Here is a 17,979-nt window from a genome sequence, read left to right as displayed (position 1 = left end):
TTTGTTCTTGCTTCGTGATTAATTGGTTTTTAGCAGTTTCTAGATCAGTTTTAGCAATTTCTAGATCAGTTTTATCTTTATTTAATTTTGCAATAGTTTGTTCTTGCTCCGTGATTACTTGGTTTTTATCGGCTAAGTCTTTTTCAGCTTTTTTTTGAATATTACTTAAGTCTTTAGTTGCTTTATTTTGTGCATCTTTTAATTCTTTTTTTTTTTGATTTAATTTTTCTTTTATTTTATCACGCGCGTCCCTTGTATTTTTTAATTCTCTTTGTGTTTGATCTAAATCTATAAGGACCTGATCTTGTATTTGTTTTATATGTTGTTGTAATTGCATTAATTTTTTTATTGCATCATCTAATTGAATTCTTATAAAAGAAACATACACTGGATCATTTAGAAGTTGATCCATTTCATTTATGTGATTTTCAAAAGTCATTGCATTTGAATTAATATAGTAAATTTGTGGAAAAATTTGTCGATTTAAGACTATATCACATAACTTTAATAATGATTTTTTGTTTTCATATTCTTGGTACAATGATTGTTGAAGATGTTCGATTATTTCATCTTCCTTCTTGTGGGAATTTTTATTAAAAATATTTTGTAGATAAACATCTTCATCTGAAATATATCTTTTAGTTTGAGGCAATATTGGTAATGCTTTTTGCTGTATTGCATCGTAATATTTGGCCAATTGATTTCTTTGTCTAAATTGATTTGCTATTTTTTCTTTTAAAATTAAAATCATTTCTTGTGAAGAAATTTGAGGCTTTATTAACAATATCTTTTTTTCCTCATTATTCATCCAATCCCTAGTATTCATAAAATCATGATCGAGTAATTGTAATTTCTGATCGTCTTTAAGTTGTTCGTTTAATATAGTTATTCTATATTGTGTTTCTTCTAAAACTGTGTTTACCATCATAATGTAAAATAATATATCTGGCATTTTTTTATTTTTTAAAATTATTTTTATATTTAAATCATCCACACTAATCATTTTATGATTTAATTTTTGTTGCAAAAATAAAACATATTCTTGAAATCTTCGTTCTTTTACACTAATTTCTGATAATAACTTGGATGCAAGAATGTGGATTGTTTCTTCGTCTGAAAGTTTAGGATCTGTGTGGAGGTGTTTTTGCAGATATCTGTTTTCATCTTCAGGAAGATCATAATAATATAAATTTTTATTAATTTTTATATTCGCATCTTCTTGTGATAATGCGTAAGATTTTGCGATTTGATTAAATTCTTGAAATTGATTCAATATTTTTTCTTTTAAAAGTAAAATGATTTCTTTTGAAGACAGATTGGGATCCATTGAAAATATTTTTTTTTTCTCATCAGGTAAAACATTTATATTAATTCTAGGATGTATTATATCAAATATATTAATTTTTAATTTCTCTGAATTATTTATGTTTTTATTAGAAGAAAATAATCTAGTTTTTTTAATATTATTATTGAATTGAAAAAATATTATTAAGAAAAGATTTAATGACAAAAATAAAATAAAAACTGCAATTAATAATTTAATAATTTTATTTTTTAGGTACTTTTCAAACACAATAAAAAACCTTTTTCCGTTAATTTATTTAAATTTTATTAATCTTTTTTTAATTAAAATGCTTTTCATAATTTATTAAAAACATTAAATACAAGAAAATAAATATATTTATTAAATTTAACAAAAAAATAATTTTATATAATTATTAAATTTGAAATTTATTTACAAAATTAAAATCATTTTATAAAAATTTATTTGTTATGATCATAATTTTAAATCAAAAAAAATATCAAAAAAATAAAAAATAATTATAAAATTAATAAAATATTTTAAATAATAGATTATTAAAAATAAGAAATAAAAAATAAAAAAATATTGAATTAATAGATAATTTAATTTATCTATATTAATAATTTATTAATAATTATTTATTAAAAACCGATTTAAATTAAAATTTAATTAAAATAAAAATATAATTATAAATGAAATAAGTATATCAAATTTATAAACACTAAATTAATTTTTAATTTAACAACATGTAATTAATTTTATCAAATATTAATATTTCCGTCAACATTCAAAAAAATTAATAAGATTTAAAATAGTTCCTTTGATTAAGTGAAAATTTAAAAATAAAACATACAAAAAATTATATCTAAAATATCTTTAATTAATGTTTCTAACCATTTTTATGAACCGCTCAAAAAAATATCGTATCAAATAAAAAATAAAAATAAAGCTTTTCTTCACGAATAATTAGAAAAGATAATAAGATATCTTTTTTCATTTGTTTGAAAAAATAAAAAAGACCAATTTTAAAATTGGTCTTTATTATTAATTCTTTTCTTTATTTTTTATTCCATGTTACCAATGTAACCTCTTCATTTGGTTGTGTAGTGAATAGGGGAGTAGTGCGATTCTTGATAATTTTGTTCACCTTTTAATACCAATTTTTTAGTGTTGCATTGCTTTTTTCATGCTTTTTTGTTCTAATAAAACCTATTTTTTTAGATTTAAAAAACAAACCAAAGATAAGATCTTTTACGAAAAAGATAATATTATTTAAAAAATGAAAAAGTGGTTTAAAACCTGAATAGATGAAGATACTTAAAAAAACAGTAGCCATCATTTCGTATCTATGTTCCGATACTTCGGGATTTTGAAAATCTTTAAAATATCTCCCTAAAAAAAGTAAAAATGGTTAAAAAACTGATCATTTATTTTCTCTTACTTGCAATTATTCTTCAAGGACTAAGGATTTAACTTCTTTTTGTTAAACTACCCGCTACTTTAAAAATAATGCGTGTGGAAGTAGGGATTTTGATTTTTTTTCCTGTTTGTGGATTGCTTCCAATGTAGGCTTTTCGTGATTTTAAGACAAATCTACCAATGGTAGGTGCTAAAATTACTTTTTTATGGGATGCAATTGCTTCGATTAAAACACGCTCGAAGGTTTTGTAAAATGTTTCTGTAGCAGTAATGGTAGCTTTATTGGCTTCAGCGATTTTTTTTATTAATTCTTTTTTTAGTCATATAATTATTTCTCCTTTGGGTTGATTTTTTTTGTAAATTACTATGGTCTTGGAAATAAGTACTACAATAAATTTTTGTCATGGTATCACTCATTATCAACAATTTCCTTTCTTAGAAATAGGTTGATTATTAGGATTAGACGGGAGAATAATAAATGATATGGACTTAAATAAATTAAGAAATATCACCAAAAATATGTTCACAACCAATATAACCCGAAACCGGTTAAAAGAGTGAATATTCCCGAGGGAAAGGATAAAACCAGACCTTTTTTGGAATCTAAACCATGCAAATAGAATCGTTTAAAAAAGCCCTGGAACAATTGATAACTCCCTACTTCGAGAACAGCGAATCAAACAAAGATTCAAAGTCATTTACTATCTAATTAAGATTTACATTGAAGGTTTTCGATGTCATTAATAATGATATCCTCCAAAAGATGCTCCACAATTACATCCGCAAGAAAAAAGTACTAAAAAACATTCGATGATGGTTGAAAGCATTGAGAATCCTCTTGTGCATGATAAAGTTAATATATTAGGATCGCAGGAAACCGTCAAAGAGTATACTAACAGCTATGATTGAAAAAAGGAGGTAATAGTACAGAACCAAACCCTAGACCATCGGAAACCATTGGAAATCATGAGGACACACAAAACAATTATGCGAGTAATTATCCAATATTTATGGAAAAAACGGTGTGCTTAGAAATTTGCTCGCCCCGTTTGGACGGGGGTCGTTGGTAATAGACAAACCGTATCAATGAAACACCAATAATCTATCAGTATAATATTGATATTTAATTTCAAAAGATGTTAAATACATCCAATAACATAAATTAGTTAAAAAAATAGTTAAAAAATAAATATTATTTTTAATTTAACTTAAAAATAAAATTAAAAAATTAGTTATTATAAAATAATATAATGAAAAATATAAATTTCTAAATAAGATCACTAATTCAATTGAAATCTTTATTTTTAAAACATAAATGATCTAAAATAATAAAACTAAAAATATCAATCCGTTATTATTTTTCCATTATTAATCAAGAAAAAAATTTTAAACAATAAAGACTTTTTTAACAAAAGGGTCTTTTTATTTATATAATATTTTATTTAATAATTGATTAAATCAATATAAATTTATATAAGTACTAAAATACTTTTATAAACTTTCTATAAACATTAATTGAAAAAAAGATAATTTTTAAAGCATCATATTGACAATAAAAAACATTTTTTATTGATTATTTATAGTAAATAAAATTAGATATTAAATTTTACAAAATAACATAATTATTATATAACATGAAAAATAAATAAAAATCATCAATAAATGAAAATTTCTAAATTATGAATATTTTAATTTAATCATTTGAGTTCAAATTTACTTTAACTTTGCTACCATAAATATTTAAATTCATATTAGGTTTCCCTTTTATTTTTGGTTGCAAAAAACTAATCAACATATGGGTAGAATCTAAAATATTTATTTTATCAAGAAAATTAGCATATAATCCAGTTGATAGACTTTTTTGTTCTAATGAAAAAACCTCTAATTGATTAGTCAAATTATTATAATCAAAAGCAAAACCTAATGTTTTTTCAAAATTATAATTCTTTAAATACAAACGAATATTTTTTTGAATATTTTTGGTCGAATCTTGATTTTGTTTTATCATTTCGCAACTTTCTACGATACCTGGTAATAATAAATTACCAATTAATTTACTTGAAATAAATTTAGTTGTTTGACTAAAACAAGTTTTAGTAATTTGTCGGCCTATATTATCTTGAATTTTTTTAATTATTATTTGCTTAATCTTATTTCTAATAACAGAATCATTTTGAATAGTTTGTCGACAAAAATTTTTAATATCGAGGTTTAATTCTGATATTTCTAATTCAGATGCCTCATTAATAAAAATTTCTATATAGGGTATTTTTTCAACTTCATCTTGTAAAAAATTTTTAAATAACTCATGACTCACAGAAAATAAAGATTTGGACATATCACAATTACAAAAGGTTATATCAACATAATAAATTTCATTTAATTGATCAAGATCAAAAAAGAATATACCTTTTTCCGGATAATATTTAATTAAATATTTTAATAATTCATTAATAAAAGCAATTTTATCATCCGAATCGTGAATATATTTATCACTAGCTACTTCTTGAATTGTATCTAATATTTTAAATATTCTACTAAAAGGAAATAACAAATTACTAGTTAAAATAGTAGTATTTTTTATAATTTGTTTAGTATTTGCGAATTCTTGATAAGTTTTACAAGGAAACATTTTCATAGGAAAAATTTTGTAAAAAACATGAGCTTTTTCTGAAAACATATGACCATTTTCATGACGCCAATTAACAGCATAATATTTTAAATTATAATCTTTTTCATAATTATTAATTTCTAAAGCGCATAAATTTAAAAAATCTTTATTAAATAAACAAATAAAAATAATTATAATTATATATATTAAAAATTTATTTAATTTTAATAATTTCATATTTTTTTTACTCTCTATACATTCATTTTAACTTTAAAATTTAATATATATATGTGTGTTAAAGATAACATAGCGAAACATCAATAAAAATATCAAATTTTTAAATAATTTTAAACCTATTAACTTTTTTAATTTTTATAAAAAAATTTAAGATATTTTAATTTTCTTTTTAATTTTTGAAGAGCATTTTTTCGTATTTTTTGAACTTTTTTAGGAGACATTTGCAAATATAAAGCTATTTCTCGATAAGAATTTTTTTTATGACATTGAAAATAATTAAAAAAACCAAAACTTAAACCAATAATTTTAAATTCTGATGCATTTAAATTTTGTTTTATTTTTTGAACCCAAAATTCATAATCTACTTGATTTAACCAATTTTGATGAGGATCTAAAGAATAGTTAGCAAAAGAATAATAAATAGTTTCTTGAAAATTAGTATTAACGACATAAGAATTTTTTTGAGGAACAATTGGAATATGACTATGACGAATTAATTCGCGAATTACAAATTTAATAGTTGGCCGCGCATAAGCTATAAAATCATAACCTTGATCTTGATAATAACCTAAAGCACGAATTAAACCCAAAAAACCTTCTTGAACCAGATCGGCTTTTGTTAAAATGGAAGGATAATACTTGAATTGATTAACAATTTTATAAACTAAAGGTGTATGAACCTCAATTAATTGATTTCTAATAGATAAATTATTTTTATTTTTTAAAAAGAGTGAAAATAATTTTTTTCTTGGCATATCATTCCTTTCTAAAACATTCTTAAAGTTGATAATAAAACAAAATAAATCTCGAAAATATATTATTAAAATTAACAATTTTATAAAAACGTTCTCACACTCAAAAAAACAAATCTCATTTAGATTAATATAAAAAAACTTTAAATTTCTTCTTATTACATCAATTTCATTAATCAAGATCTTTTTATTATGTTGCAAATAAATATTTACCAATTAAACAAACTTAAATTAAACTTATTTTCTTATAAATTCTCCAATTTATTTAATAATAAGGATATGAAAACATATAACTTATTAAATTTGATTTTTTTTGGTATATAGAAAATATTTTATAACTTTCAGTTGTTCTTTATTTAGTTAGGTAAAAAAGTTTAAAATTTCTTATAAAAATAAAAAAATCAATATTTTTTTTCAAAATATTGATACAATTGTAGATTAAAGTTAAAAAATTTTTTAAACATTAAATTTAAATTTTTATCATTTAAATAAATGAAAAAATATTAATGATATATAAAAAATTAATTCAAAAATCAAATTTAAATATAAATAGATCTATAAAAAATAACAAAATAACGACAAATAAAGTAATTATCTATAAATAAAAAATATATTAATATTTTGCTATTATATAATAATTATTTTTTTATGTTATAATTAAATTAGATATTTTATATTATTAGAATATTCTAATGATGAAATATCTTAATATTACCTAACTTAAAAAAATGATAATTTAAAATGAAATTTGAAAATTTGAAAAAAATTAAATATAATTATAAAAAATAATTAAAATTTATCTAATAATAATATTTAAAAAAATATTATTAATAATTAAAAAATTTATTTATTGTTTATTGCATATTTTTAAAAATAAAAAAGAAAAGAGAAAGAAATAGCTAATATAAATATTTTAGAAAAAAATCAAAAAAATATTTTATTATTTAAATATTTAATCCTGATAATATTATTTTTAAAATGTTATTTAATTCATATTATTTTAGCTCATTCTTTATCTGCTAATAATCAAAAAAAAAACGATTTACAAACTAAAATTTTCCAATATCGAAGTATTTTAGAGGCAGAATTGAATCAAACACAAAAATTAAAGCAGGAGTTAAAGACATTATCATCAGAAGATGAAGATAAATTAAAAACTTTTTTAGATGATATTCGAGAACAAAACGTATTAAACATCGAAGAAATAGAGAATATTAATCAAAAAGATCTTAAAAATAATATAGACGAATTACTTTTGAAAATTTTAGAAAAACAGGAAAAGATCTATATAACATTAATTAATAAAGTTAAAAAAAATAATTCTCTTATTATGAAGAAAATAGTTAATCAAACAAAAGAAGATGCTGCTAAATTATTAGAAATAAGCCTTTATTTCGCGAATAATAAAGATATAAAATATCAATTAAATAATATCAAATTAGAAATAGAATCTAATAAAAAAAATAGTGCAATTTATTTTCAAACCAAAGGTGAAGAATTTATGTTAGAAGCCGAAACACAACAAAATAATCAAGATTACCTCACTTCTAATTTAAAATATGATCGCGCTAAATATAATTTCGAAAAATCTATTGATCAACTTAATGATATAAAAGGTCAAATTAATTTAATATTCCATCAAATATTAATTCCTAAAACTAATTTGCCTGAAATTGAAATTAAAAATTCTTCTGAATATATTACTCTTGATGAAAATAATAATACTATTAATAACGATTTGAAATATTGGAAACCTACTTTAATAGTTTTTATGATTACCAATTGTTTAATTATTATACATTTTGCATACAAATTAATTATTTATAAAATGTATAAAATAACTAAACCTAATTTAAATATGAATAAATTTCAAGTTTGATTAAAAAATATAAAAATTTAAAATAATAAAAGCTGTTTGCAATAAACAGCTTTTTTTATTTAACTAAATGTTAGCAAATAACTAAAATAATTTTTTTAAATAAATGCATATCGATTTATTGAAATTTATTTTAGTTATTTTTAATTTTAATTTATAAAATATAAAATTTTTAAAAATATTTTATTTAACTTTGTTGATTTTTTAATTCTTGTTCCACTTGGTTTAATATTGTTAAGTCTGTATCGGTAACAATAATTCTACTATAAGCTTCTTTTAAATCATCAATATCAACAGTTTCTTTGCTATCATCATCATTACTAGCTTTTTTAGTAGCAAAATTCATAGCAGCAGATTTCATTAAATTTTCTAAAGTACGATTAGTTTTTAAAAAATCATAATTTTTAGTTGTATCTATTCTTTCTAAAGCTTCATTAATTACTTCATACAAAAAATTTTTTGCTTCCAAACTATATGGATTTTTAAGTTTTTGTTCCATTAAAAACTCTAAAAATTTTCGACGTTCTTTTTTATTACCAGGATTAACCTTTATAGAATAAGTAAAACGAGATTTAATAGCATCATCGATTTGCATAAAATTATTAGTTGCTCCTAAAATAAAAATAGGATGTTCTGGATCATTTTCCACAGAAGTCAATTCTGTTTTAAATTGATTAACAATATTCATAATTTCTGCATCTCCAGATAAACGTTCTAATTTACAAAAAATAGTTTCGCATTCATCTATAAAAAGAATTACTCCAGGATATTTTTTAGATATTTTACGTACATCCCTAAACAAATTCCTAATCATTTGCACAGCTTGTCCTCTATATTTTTTAGAAAAAATAGAAGCACTAACTTCAAAAAAAGGTAATTGCGTTTCTTTAGCTATAGCTCTAGCAAAAGTAGTTTTTCCTGTTCCAGGGGTACCATATAACAAAATACCCGAAGGAGGGTCAATTAGACCAAGGTTTTTAAATTTTTCAGGTTTTTTTACATATAAAATAAATGAATTAGCTATTCTCTTTTCGCTCTCAAAACCTGATAAAGTTGCAAAATCAGGGAAATTATCACTATTAGTAGGATAAAAAGTTTCTGATATGTCAGAATCATTAACTAAATTATAATAATTTTGTAAATCTTGTGACGATGTATCACTCTTTAATTTTCTTAAATAAAAATTATTATTAAAAATAAAAATTAAAGATATAAGAGCCATAATCAATAATAAAAAATCTATAATCAATCGCATTATTATAAATAATCTTGTTTTTTTTAATAATTTTTGCCTTTTAGCTTCTGATAATTTTAGCACTTTATCATCAGATAAATTTTTTGTTTGCTCTTCCAACTGAATACTCCTTCAAAATATTAAAGATAAAATACAATAATAAAAAACTCTTTTTATAAACTATAAAAATATTTTTAATAATTAATTATTTATTAAATAAAAAATTTTTGATAAATTAAAGCTAAATTAAATAAAAACAAACCTTTTTAATCCACAATATAAATTTTAATTTTTTTTATTAATTAAAACAATATAAATACAATTTATAAATTATGTTTATATAAAGATTTTTTATCAAAAACTGCTAAAGGTTCTGAAAAACTACCTTCAGAAGTTTTAGCAAACATTTCCCCTAAAGAAGTTAGTTTTGCATCTATATTATCTAAATGCCATAATAAAAATGCTTCTCCTGTTTGAGGAATTTTTAAAGCTCCATATTCTAACAAACCATGATGAGAAATTAATAAATGTTTTAATAATAATATTTCTTCTGTATCCTGAATATTCAATAAAAAAGCTTCTTCATGAACATAATTAACAGATAAAACTAAATGCCCTAATAAAACACCTTCTTTAGTATATTCTTTTTTTGCAAAATTAAATTCTTTAACTTTAAACATATCATGTAAAATAATTCCTGCATATAATAAATCTAAATTTAAAAAATTATATCTTTCGACTAAATTTAAAGTAATTTGCAACATATTAGTAGTATGATAAGCTAATCCACCATAATAATTATGATGCATTTTAAAAGCAGCAGGTGAAATTAAAAAAGGTATTCTATATTTATTATACAAAATAGTTGTAATTTTCTTCAAATTAGAATTATTAATTGCAGCGATATATTTATTAATTAAAAAATCAGCTTTATCAAAAGATAAAGGTGCACATGTAAAAAAACAAGAATAAATTTGATAAATTTGTTCTAAATTCAAAATATTCTCAATTAAACTTACATTTTCGCAATTCCAGTAATATTTATTTTGTTTTAAATATTTAATGACTTCAAAAATATAAATTTTTTCTGTCATTAATGTTAAATTTATATTTTCTATTTTAATATTAATATATTCATTTTCCGTTAATAAAACATCTACATTATAAAAATTATCACCTTTATTAATATTAGTAATTTTCCCAAAAATTTGATATTTTTTGCCTATTTCAGCATTCTTTAAAATTTGTAATTGGTTTTTTTTATAAATCATACTTTTTTAAACTCATTTTTTATTATTATTTAATCTATTATTATGTAATAAAATTTTTAAAAAGAAATCCATTCGCACACAAAAATAATTTAACATAAACCTGTTTTTAAAAATTTTTTTTGTAAATTTTCTAATTCAAATTTATTTAAATTTGATAAACATTGATATTTTTGCTTTAATAATGTCACTGATTTAATAATGTTCATTTTTTGACAATAAGTCAAAGGAAAATCATAAATTACTTGATAATTTAAATAAACAGCAATTACTAAAAAAAAATCTGCATCAATATTTTCTAATTTATGCTCAATAAAAAATAATATTCCGGTAATTAAACTTTTAAAATAATTAATAGCTTTAGTATACAATAAATAATTAAAAGCTACATTAACAAAATTTTGTTTTAAAATTTTATTGAATTCTTTAAATACCAGATAAACTGGTAATTTATTTATCAAAAAAATATTATCTTTCAAAACTTTTTCCGCATTTTCTTCTACAGAAAAATTTAATTTCGCTTTAAAATAAAAAATTCTTAACATCCTTAAAGGGTCTTCGGTTAACTTTTGATAAGGATTACCTATAATACGAATAATTTTATTATTTAAATCTTTAATTCCGCCCACATAATCGAAGATTTTATCATCTTCATCTAACAAAAGTCCATTAATTGTAAAATCGCGTCTCTGTAAATCATCCTTTATATGTTGAATAAAAATTATACATGAAGGATGCCTAAAATCTAAATATGCAGCTTCTTTGCGATAAGTAGTAATTTCAAAATAATTATTTTCAAAATAAATTTTGACAGATCCATAACGAATTCTTCTTTTTGGTATATCAAAAATTTCACAAACATCTTCAGGTAAAAGGTTAGTAGTAATATCTACATCTGTAATAGGTTTTTTTAATAAAAAATCTCGAACAGCTCCTCCTACTACAAATGCTTCTGCTTTATTTTTTTTTAATATTTTTAAAATTTTTTTAGCTTTATCCATATATAATTTAAAATTTAACATATCTTATTTACACCCATGATTAAAACACATTCTGAATCAAGAAGGCAGAATGATTAATCCCACACCAAGTACATTATTCCCTACATGAGCTCCTATTACCGGAGTAATAGTAACTTCTAAAATATCATTAATATTTAACTTTTTTTTTAAAGTTTCTATTAATTTATTTTTCATTAAAGGCTGCCCTGAAGTTAAAACATGTAATAAAAATTTTTGATTTTTCGCGTATTGCTGAACATCTTTGATAATACAATCAAAAGCTTTTTCTAAAGTAAAAACTTTTTTAATCATTGTAATAACACCAGGAGATTCTAATTTTAAAATAGGTTTAATGTGAAAAATTCTTCCTAAAAAACCTTTAGTAGTGCTTAAGCGACCACTTTTAATTAAACGATTTAACGAATCTACTATAAAAAAAATTTTATTATTTTGGCGTAATTTTGTTAAATATTCTATAACTTTTGAAACCTCACAATTTTCCGAAAACATACGTTCAGCTTGTAAAGCGCAATAAGCTTCACAAAAACCAATACTTTGAGTATCAAAAACTATAACTTCTATTTCAGAAGCAACTATTTTGCTAGCAGATAAAATACTATTATAACTACCGCTTAATTTACTTGATAAAGTGGTGACAAAAATTTTTTTATATCCTAAACGAGCTATTTGACGAAAATATTCAACTATTTCTCCTATAGGTGGTTGAGAAGTGGTAGCAATTATACGAGGATTCTTAGTTAAAGCTTCATAAAACTGATCTGCAGTTAAATTTTCACCATCTCGATATTCTTGATTATTTAAAAAAATTTGTAATCTAAGTAAACCAATATCATGTTTTTGAGGAAAATAATCTAAACAACTAGTGGAAGTACTGATTACCTTAATAATTTTATTCATATGAAATTAAAATCCTTTAATAAAAATAAATTAATAACTCAATTTTTACTAAAAATATATTTTAAAATATTGAGTTATTATTTAAATGTTTAAAAATCAAATTTATATTTGATTAAAAAATAAATTATTTATCATTAATCATAAAAATTTATTTATTTTAAATTTTATTATCTTTTTTAAGCATCATTAAAGGTTTTTCTTTGTTTAATTTATTAGAATATAGAACAGTATATAAAAACCATACAAATGCTAAACAAAAAATAAATAATCCTACAAAACCAATTATATCGCGATAATTAGGTGATAACGAAAAAAATCCACTGGAACATAAATTACTATCAAATAATGCATGCGCGAATACATTTTGATAAACTTGTTGACTTAATTTTATTAATGATTCTTTTTGTTCAAAATAACTCATGTGTTTCAAACCTGGAATCAATTTTCTATCTACAAACACAGAATAATAATTAAAGTCATTATTCGGAACTGCGTTAATCACTTTTTGAACCAGGAAAAACAATATTTGTTGTGTAAGCGCAAATAAACCCATAAAACAAGCAAACAAATATAATAATATTTTATTAATAGTTCGTTTATTAGCGCCTAAAGAACGACTAATACCTACAGTACGATAAAAAATCATAAATTGAAGCTTTACAAACGATTTGGCTGTAACATAAATATACCAAGGCAGTACTAAATATTTTAGTAATGCAAATATGAATCCAATTATACCAGTTGACCAAAACGATAAAACTTCTGCATCAAATTCCAAATATAAAATCTTAAACAATGATAACTTGTACCAAATTATTTTTGATAAAAAATTATTTGATACTAATGCCAAGCGACAGATTATAAAAATTAGCGCATTAACAATTAGCATAAACATATTTCTTCTCAAATGAGCTTTAGTTAAACTTTTACCAATACGATAAACTTCTTTCAAAGGTAAATCAGAAGAAATAGATCTAACATCTAACAAATGATCATTTTTAAATAATATAGAAGATTCATTAATTTTAGAAACAAAATATTTTTTTTCAAAATTATTAACATAAGATAATATATCTAAATCTTCCGATGTAGAATTTACAGATGTATCGGAAATTTGATTGTTTTTACGAACTAAAAAGTCTTTCATAGTACCTTTATTTATTTTAATAATAATATCAGCATATTTAGTAGCTAATACAATATCATGCGTTACTACAACGACCAATTTCTCTTCAGAAATCTCTTTTAATTTTTTAAAAACTAAAATACTAGTTTCCGCATCTAAATTACCTGTCGGTTCATCAGCTATTAACAAATTATTATTTTTAATCAAACTTCTAATTATATTAGCGCGTTGTAATTGTCCACCAGATAATTCAAAAGGTTTTTTCTTTAACAAACCAATAGATAAATCAAAATATTTAAATAATTCTCGAATTTGCTTATGAAGTTCTTCATTAACGACGCGTTTTTGTAATTTAATGGCTAAAAGTAGATTTTCCAAAATAGTTAATTCATTAATAAAATATGAATCTTGCATGATATTAGAAACCATACCATTTCTATAATTAGCCATTTCAGAATCAGAAAAAGTAGATAAATCTTCTTGAGCTACTATAATATTACCAAAACTTACTTTTTCTAAGCCTGATAAAAGATTGCATAAACTGGTTTTTCCTGAACCTGATTTACCTGATAAAAAAACAAATCCGCGACTAGGCAAATTAAAAGAAATATCTTCTAAAATTGTTTCATCGTCAGACGATGTTAAATTAACATCTATAAAACGAATCATATTATTCTTAATCTCCTTTATTTTTATTAAATTGATATATAAAATTATTATTCATATTTTTGTAAATTTATGTCAATGAAAATTTATTTTTAGTAATATTAACTGAAAAATCATATAATAAAGTAGATTTTTGAATTAAATTAATGATTTTAGCAGCTTTAGTAGTATTAATCAAATCTGTATTTAATTGTAAAGTGTCTTTTAAATCATTTTGATTCAAAATACTACTAAAAAAAACAGGCAATTTATATTCGTAACGATAACTTAATAAAGGTATAAAAATGTCATCTCTAAAAAAAGTATTCATATTTTCTAAACCAAAATCATCTAAAATTAAAAACGGAATTTTTTTTAAATGATTTACTTTATCTTCTATAATATCTTGAGTCCAAAGAAATTTAAATTGTCTAACCAAATCAGACATTACAATAAATAAAAAAGGAATGTGACATTGCAATAACATTTTAGCTAATACCTTTAACATAAAAGTTTTTCCTGAATCGAAAGGACCATAAATATATAAACCCTTATTATTTTTAATATTAAAATCAGGAGAATTATATTGTTCTATTAACGATTTCATATACTGGAAAATACTTTTTTGTATTTTAGAAATAGGTTTTATTTTTTTAACATCTATATTAGATAAATCTAATTCTTGATTAAATAAAATGTTTTTTTGTTGCAAATTACTTTGCCAATCTATTTGTCTAGTTTTCGTAGTTTCTTGCCAAGCTACATGAAGATAAGGTCTTTCTTTTAAAACCAATTTATATCCAAAAGGATTTGGCTTATCTTTTTTATTTAAATAATTAAAAACAATAATTAAATCTTCGTCTTTAATTTGTAAATGTTTCGTTTCGGGATGATTTTTAATATAATTTTTAATTTTTTGTAAATTAAAATTTGATTCTTCTAATGAATCCATAATAACTCCTAAATAAAAATTTAAATATTTTTAAAATTTAAATTTTTATAAAACTAAACAATAAAAAATTGAATTTTTTATTCTAAATTAGAATAAATATAAATTAATCATTTCCTCATTTCATTAATTATTAGTAATTGCCAGTAATTGCCACTTTTTTAATAAAACAGACTAACAATTTACCTAAAATCTACAATTTATTTATTAATATTATTCGCTATTTTGTAGCTTATAAATAAATTATTACTGAATTTATTATATCATGTTTTCTAGTGACTATTTATTTTTTAATGATAAATTAAAACAGATATTAAAGTAAAATTTGAATAATAAATTGTGATCTTTTTATCCGACTAACTTTGTGTCACCACTAATTAGTTGTTTATCCTTATCATTCTATATTGATGTTATGTATTTTTTGATTAAATAAAGGTCATTGACTTATTTATGGTGGTATTGTTTAATTTTTAGGATTTCCAATACCGTATATAGTTTTTAACTATCAATATTCCCATTCGACATTCCTTATGGACCGTGATATGATTGAACGTTTGATAGTAGTTGTTGAGTTATATTATTAATCCAGCGTTTTAAGTTCTGGTTGAACATTTAATGAACAATCTTGAATGATATTCAATGTTCGCCAAAGTTTAGTTTCTGGATCAAAAATAGTTGTTAACATAAACACCAATTCCCTTATTATCATTGAATAAACAATAAATTACTGACTTCTTTCGCCCTATAAAAGCCGTTAACCTTCATCTTGGGAGGGCGATTAACTTAATTATTCCAAATTAAGTTTTACTCCTCCGACTACTAAAAAGTCGCTTTATCCTTGAGCCTAATGACTTTTATTTCATTATTAGTTAATTTAATAATTTACATAATTATCCGAATTGTTTCAATAAGGTATGGATATTTTCATAATTTATATACAACTTATGAAAATACTGATCATAATTAATGCAAATTTTTCATAAAATCATCTAACCATTTAGGTAAAGCAACCTCTTTACGAGAGGAATTAAATTTATTAATATGATTTGTTAATTCTGCTGTTAAATAATTATAAGCTGTTTCTGTAGAAACAATACCTCTTTTTAACCACGATTTTAAAACAGTATTACAATAATTATAAGATAAAACAAAATGAATATCATGATTTTTCTTTTTACAAATATACATTAGCAAAGCATTAATAACTCCGATATCTACATTTTTATTATTTTGAATTAACATAAATAAATCATGATTTAATCTTTTATGCATATTAATATTTTTTCCAAAACTTTTAATAATATTAATAGGATGCGACCTTTTTAAGCATAAAATCATTTCATTTTTTTCTTGTTGATAATCAGTAGCATCAATGATTTTAATATTTTGTTGAGTTTTTACATTTTGTTCATATAAATAGTCTTTTAAAATATTTAAATCAATATTTTGATTATAATTATGACGAAAAAGTTTTTGATATAAAATAGCCATTGCTTTAGGTTTCAACATATAAACAAAGCCTAAAGTAACAATATAATCAATATTTTCGTTTTCCAATAAAAAGGGTTTTTTAAAGCGCTCAGACAAATTACTCAAAAACATTTCATAATCAAAAAATTTTTTAAATACAACCAAATGTTTAGGCGGCATTGCAACATTATCGGATGAATAATGATTATACAATGAAGAATGATCAATAGCAATTTTATTAACTCCATAAATATCTACAAAATTTTTACTTATATTTTGAAAATTTTCAGGTATTATAGGAGACTTATTTAATAATAATTTTTGCAAACAATGATAATAATTACCTACTTCACTTAAAAAAAAGTGACTTAACAAAGGATCTTTAAAAAAATTATGAACCTGAACCGGAGAATAAATTATATAAATGATATCTTTATTTTCATTAGAATAAGTTTCTAATAAACGAAGAGCTTCTAATTTATATTTATTTTTTTTAAAAGTTTTCTGATCTACATTCAATAAATCAAATAACATTTGATGCGTAATATTAAAATTATTATCAAAATTATTTTTACTTTCGTTTAAAAAATATAAAATATTATATAAAGAGATAGCGATAGTTCCGATTAAAGGTTGATATAATAAATTAAGTACTTTATAATCTTCTAAAGACAATTTATTAAAACAATAAATTTTAATTATATTTGAATTAATCATTATTTGTAACCTTCCTTAAATGTTACCGCAAATGCCTTATCAAAATTAAAATAAATAATAATTTGATCGAATATTATATATATTTATTTATTTTAATTGACAAAAAGAACAAAAATAAGAACTACGACCATTAATTTTAATTTTTTGAATTAATTTGTTGCACCTGCAACAATTGTCTTTATCTTTTCTATATACCAAAAGTTTCTTTTGAAAATTACCTTTAATCCCTAAAGATACGGATAGATTAATTGCGTTTTATTCAGCGATTTATCTTTGCTGTTTTATTTACAATCAGCCCCCGTCCAAACCGGACAAGCAAGTTTCCCAGCATCCGGCTTTCCATAATTTACTCTCTTTCGAGAACTAATTTCTCCTCGCGGTTGATTAGCTATTTATTCCTATTGTTCTTGTTTCTGATATCGTGTATTTGTTGATTGGTTACCTTTCGGTGAC

The 17,979-nt window shown here is 21.7% G+C and carries 12 protein-coding genes; 1 reads left to right on the top strand and 11 read right to left on the bottom strand.

All coding sequences use genetic code 11. The features are described 5' to 3' along the window. The 4 genes from OC710_RS00475 to OC710_RS00460 all read right to left on the bottom strand — a co-directional run. Nucleotides 1–1,510: hypothetical protein (locus OC710_RS00475; protein WP_304514961.1), on the bottom strand; the 1,510-nt coding region annotated here is incomplete at its 3' end. 1,262 nt (nucleotides 1,511–2,772) lie between these two features. Beyond that, a complete protein-coding gene (locus OC710_RS00470) occupies nucleotides 2,773–2,994 on the bottom strand; it encodes an HU family DNA-binding protein (protein WP_425306757.1) in 222 nt (73 codons plus the stop codon). A 1,421-nt stretch (nucleotides 2,995–4,415) separates the two neighbouring features. Then, nucleotides 4,416–5,570, bottom strand: a complete 1,155-nt coding sequence (locus OC710_RS00465) for a hypothetical protein (protein WP_054598489.1) — start codon at nucleotides 5,568–5,570, stop codon at nucleotides 4,416–4,418. A 128-nt stretch (nucleotides 5,571–5,698) separates the two neighbouring features. Further along, on the bottom strand, nucleotides 5,699–6,325 hold the full coding sequence (locus tag OC710_RS00460; protein ID WP_054598490.1) for a sigma-70 family RNA polymerase sigma factor: 627 nt from the start codon (nucleotides 6,323–6,325) through the stop codon (nucleotides 5,699–5,701). A gap of 1,084 nt (nucleotides 6,326–7,409) precedes the next feature. Here OC710_RS00460 and OC710_RS00455 point away from each other — a divergent pair. Then, on the top strand, nucleotides 7,410–8,201 hold the full coding sequence (locus OC710_RS00455) for a hypothetical protein (RefSeq protein WP_004994808.1): 792 nt from the start codon (nucleotides 7,410–7,412) through the stop codon (nucleotides 8,199–8,201). A 184-nt stretch (nucleotides 8,202–8,385) separates the two neighbouring features. Here the strand turns inward: OC710_RS00455 and OC710_RS00450 are convergent, their stop codons facing one another. The 7 genes from OC710_RS00450 to OC710_RS00420 form a co-directional block, all read right to left on the bottom strand. Further along, a complete protein-coding gene (locus tag OC710_RS00450) occupies nucleotides 8,386–9,552 on the bottom strand; it encodes an AAA family ATPase (protein ID WP_004994810.1) in 1,167 nt (388 codons plus the stop codon). Nucleotides 9,553–9,755: 203 nt separating this feature from the next. Next, nucleotides 9,756–10,703 carry an HD domain-containing protein gene (locus OC710_RS00445; RefSeq protein ID WP_004994812.1) on the bottom strand — a complete coding sequence of 316 codons (948 nt, stop codon included), beginning with the start codon at nucleotides 10,701–10,703 and terminating at the stop codon, nucleotides 9,756–9,758. 89 nt (nucleotides 10,704–10,792) lie between these two features. Continuing rightward, nucleotides 10,793–11,722 carry a CCA tRNA nucleotidyltransferase gene (locus OC710_RS00440; RefSeq protein WP_051049955.1) on the bottom strand — a complete coding sequence of 310 codons (930 nt, stop codon included), beginning with the start codon at nucleotides 11,720–11,722 and terminating at the stop codon, nucleotides 10,793–10,795. A gap of 36 nt (nucleotides 11,723–11,758) precedes the next feature. Beyond that, complete coding sequence (locus OC710_RS00435) at nucleotides 11,759–12,619, bottom strand: DegV family protein (RefSeq protein ID WP_004994816.1); 861 nt, start codon at nucleotides 12,617–12,619, stop codon at nucleotides 11,759–11,761. A 157-nt stretch (nucleotides 12,620–12,776) separates the two neighbouring features. Next, nucleotides 12,777–14,414: an ATP-binding cassette domain-containing protein gene (locus OC710_RS00430; protein WP_004994819.1), complete on the bottom strand. Its 1,638-nt coding sequence runs from the start codon at nucleotides 14,412–14,414 to the stop codon at nucleotides 12,777–12,779. Between the two features lie 67 nt (nucleotides 14,415–14,481). After that, nucleotides 14,482–15,342 (bottom strand): ATP-binding protein, encoded by an 861-nt coding sequence (locus OC710_RS00425; protein WP_004994821.1) that lies wholly within the window; start codon nucleotides 15,340–15,342, stop codon nucleotides 14,482–14,484. A 960-nt stretch (nucleotides 15,343–16,302) separates the two neighbouring features. Then, complete coding sequence (locus OC710_RS00420) at nucleotides 16,303–17,526, bottom strand: DnaD domain protein (RefSeq protein WP_004994822.1); 1,224 nt, start codon at nucleotides 17,524–17,526, stop codon at nucleotides 16,303–16,305. Between the last annotated feature and the right edge of the window lie 453 nt (nucleotides 17,527–17,979).

Source organism: 'Vigna radiata' phytoplasma (genome assembly GCF_030586915.1).
Taxonomy (GTDB): Bacteria; Bacillota_I; Bacilli_A; order Acholeplasmatales; family Acholeplasmataceae; genus Phytoplasma; species Phytoplasma australasiaticum.
The sequence above is the reverse complement of the archived record's forward strand: the minus strand, read 5'-3'. Positions and strand labels throughout refer to the sequence as shown.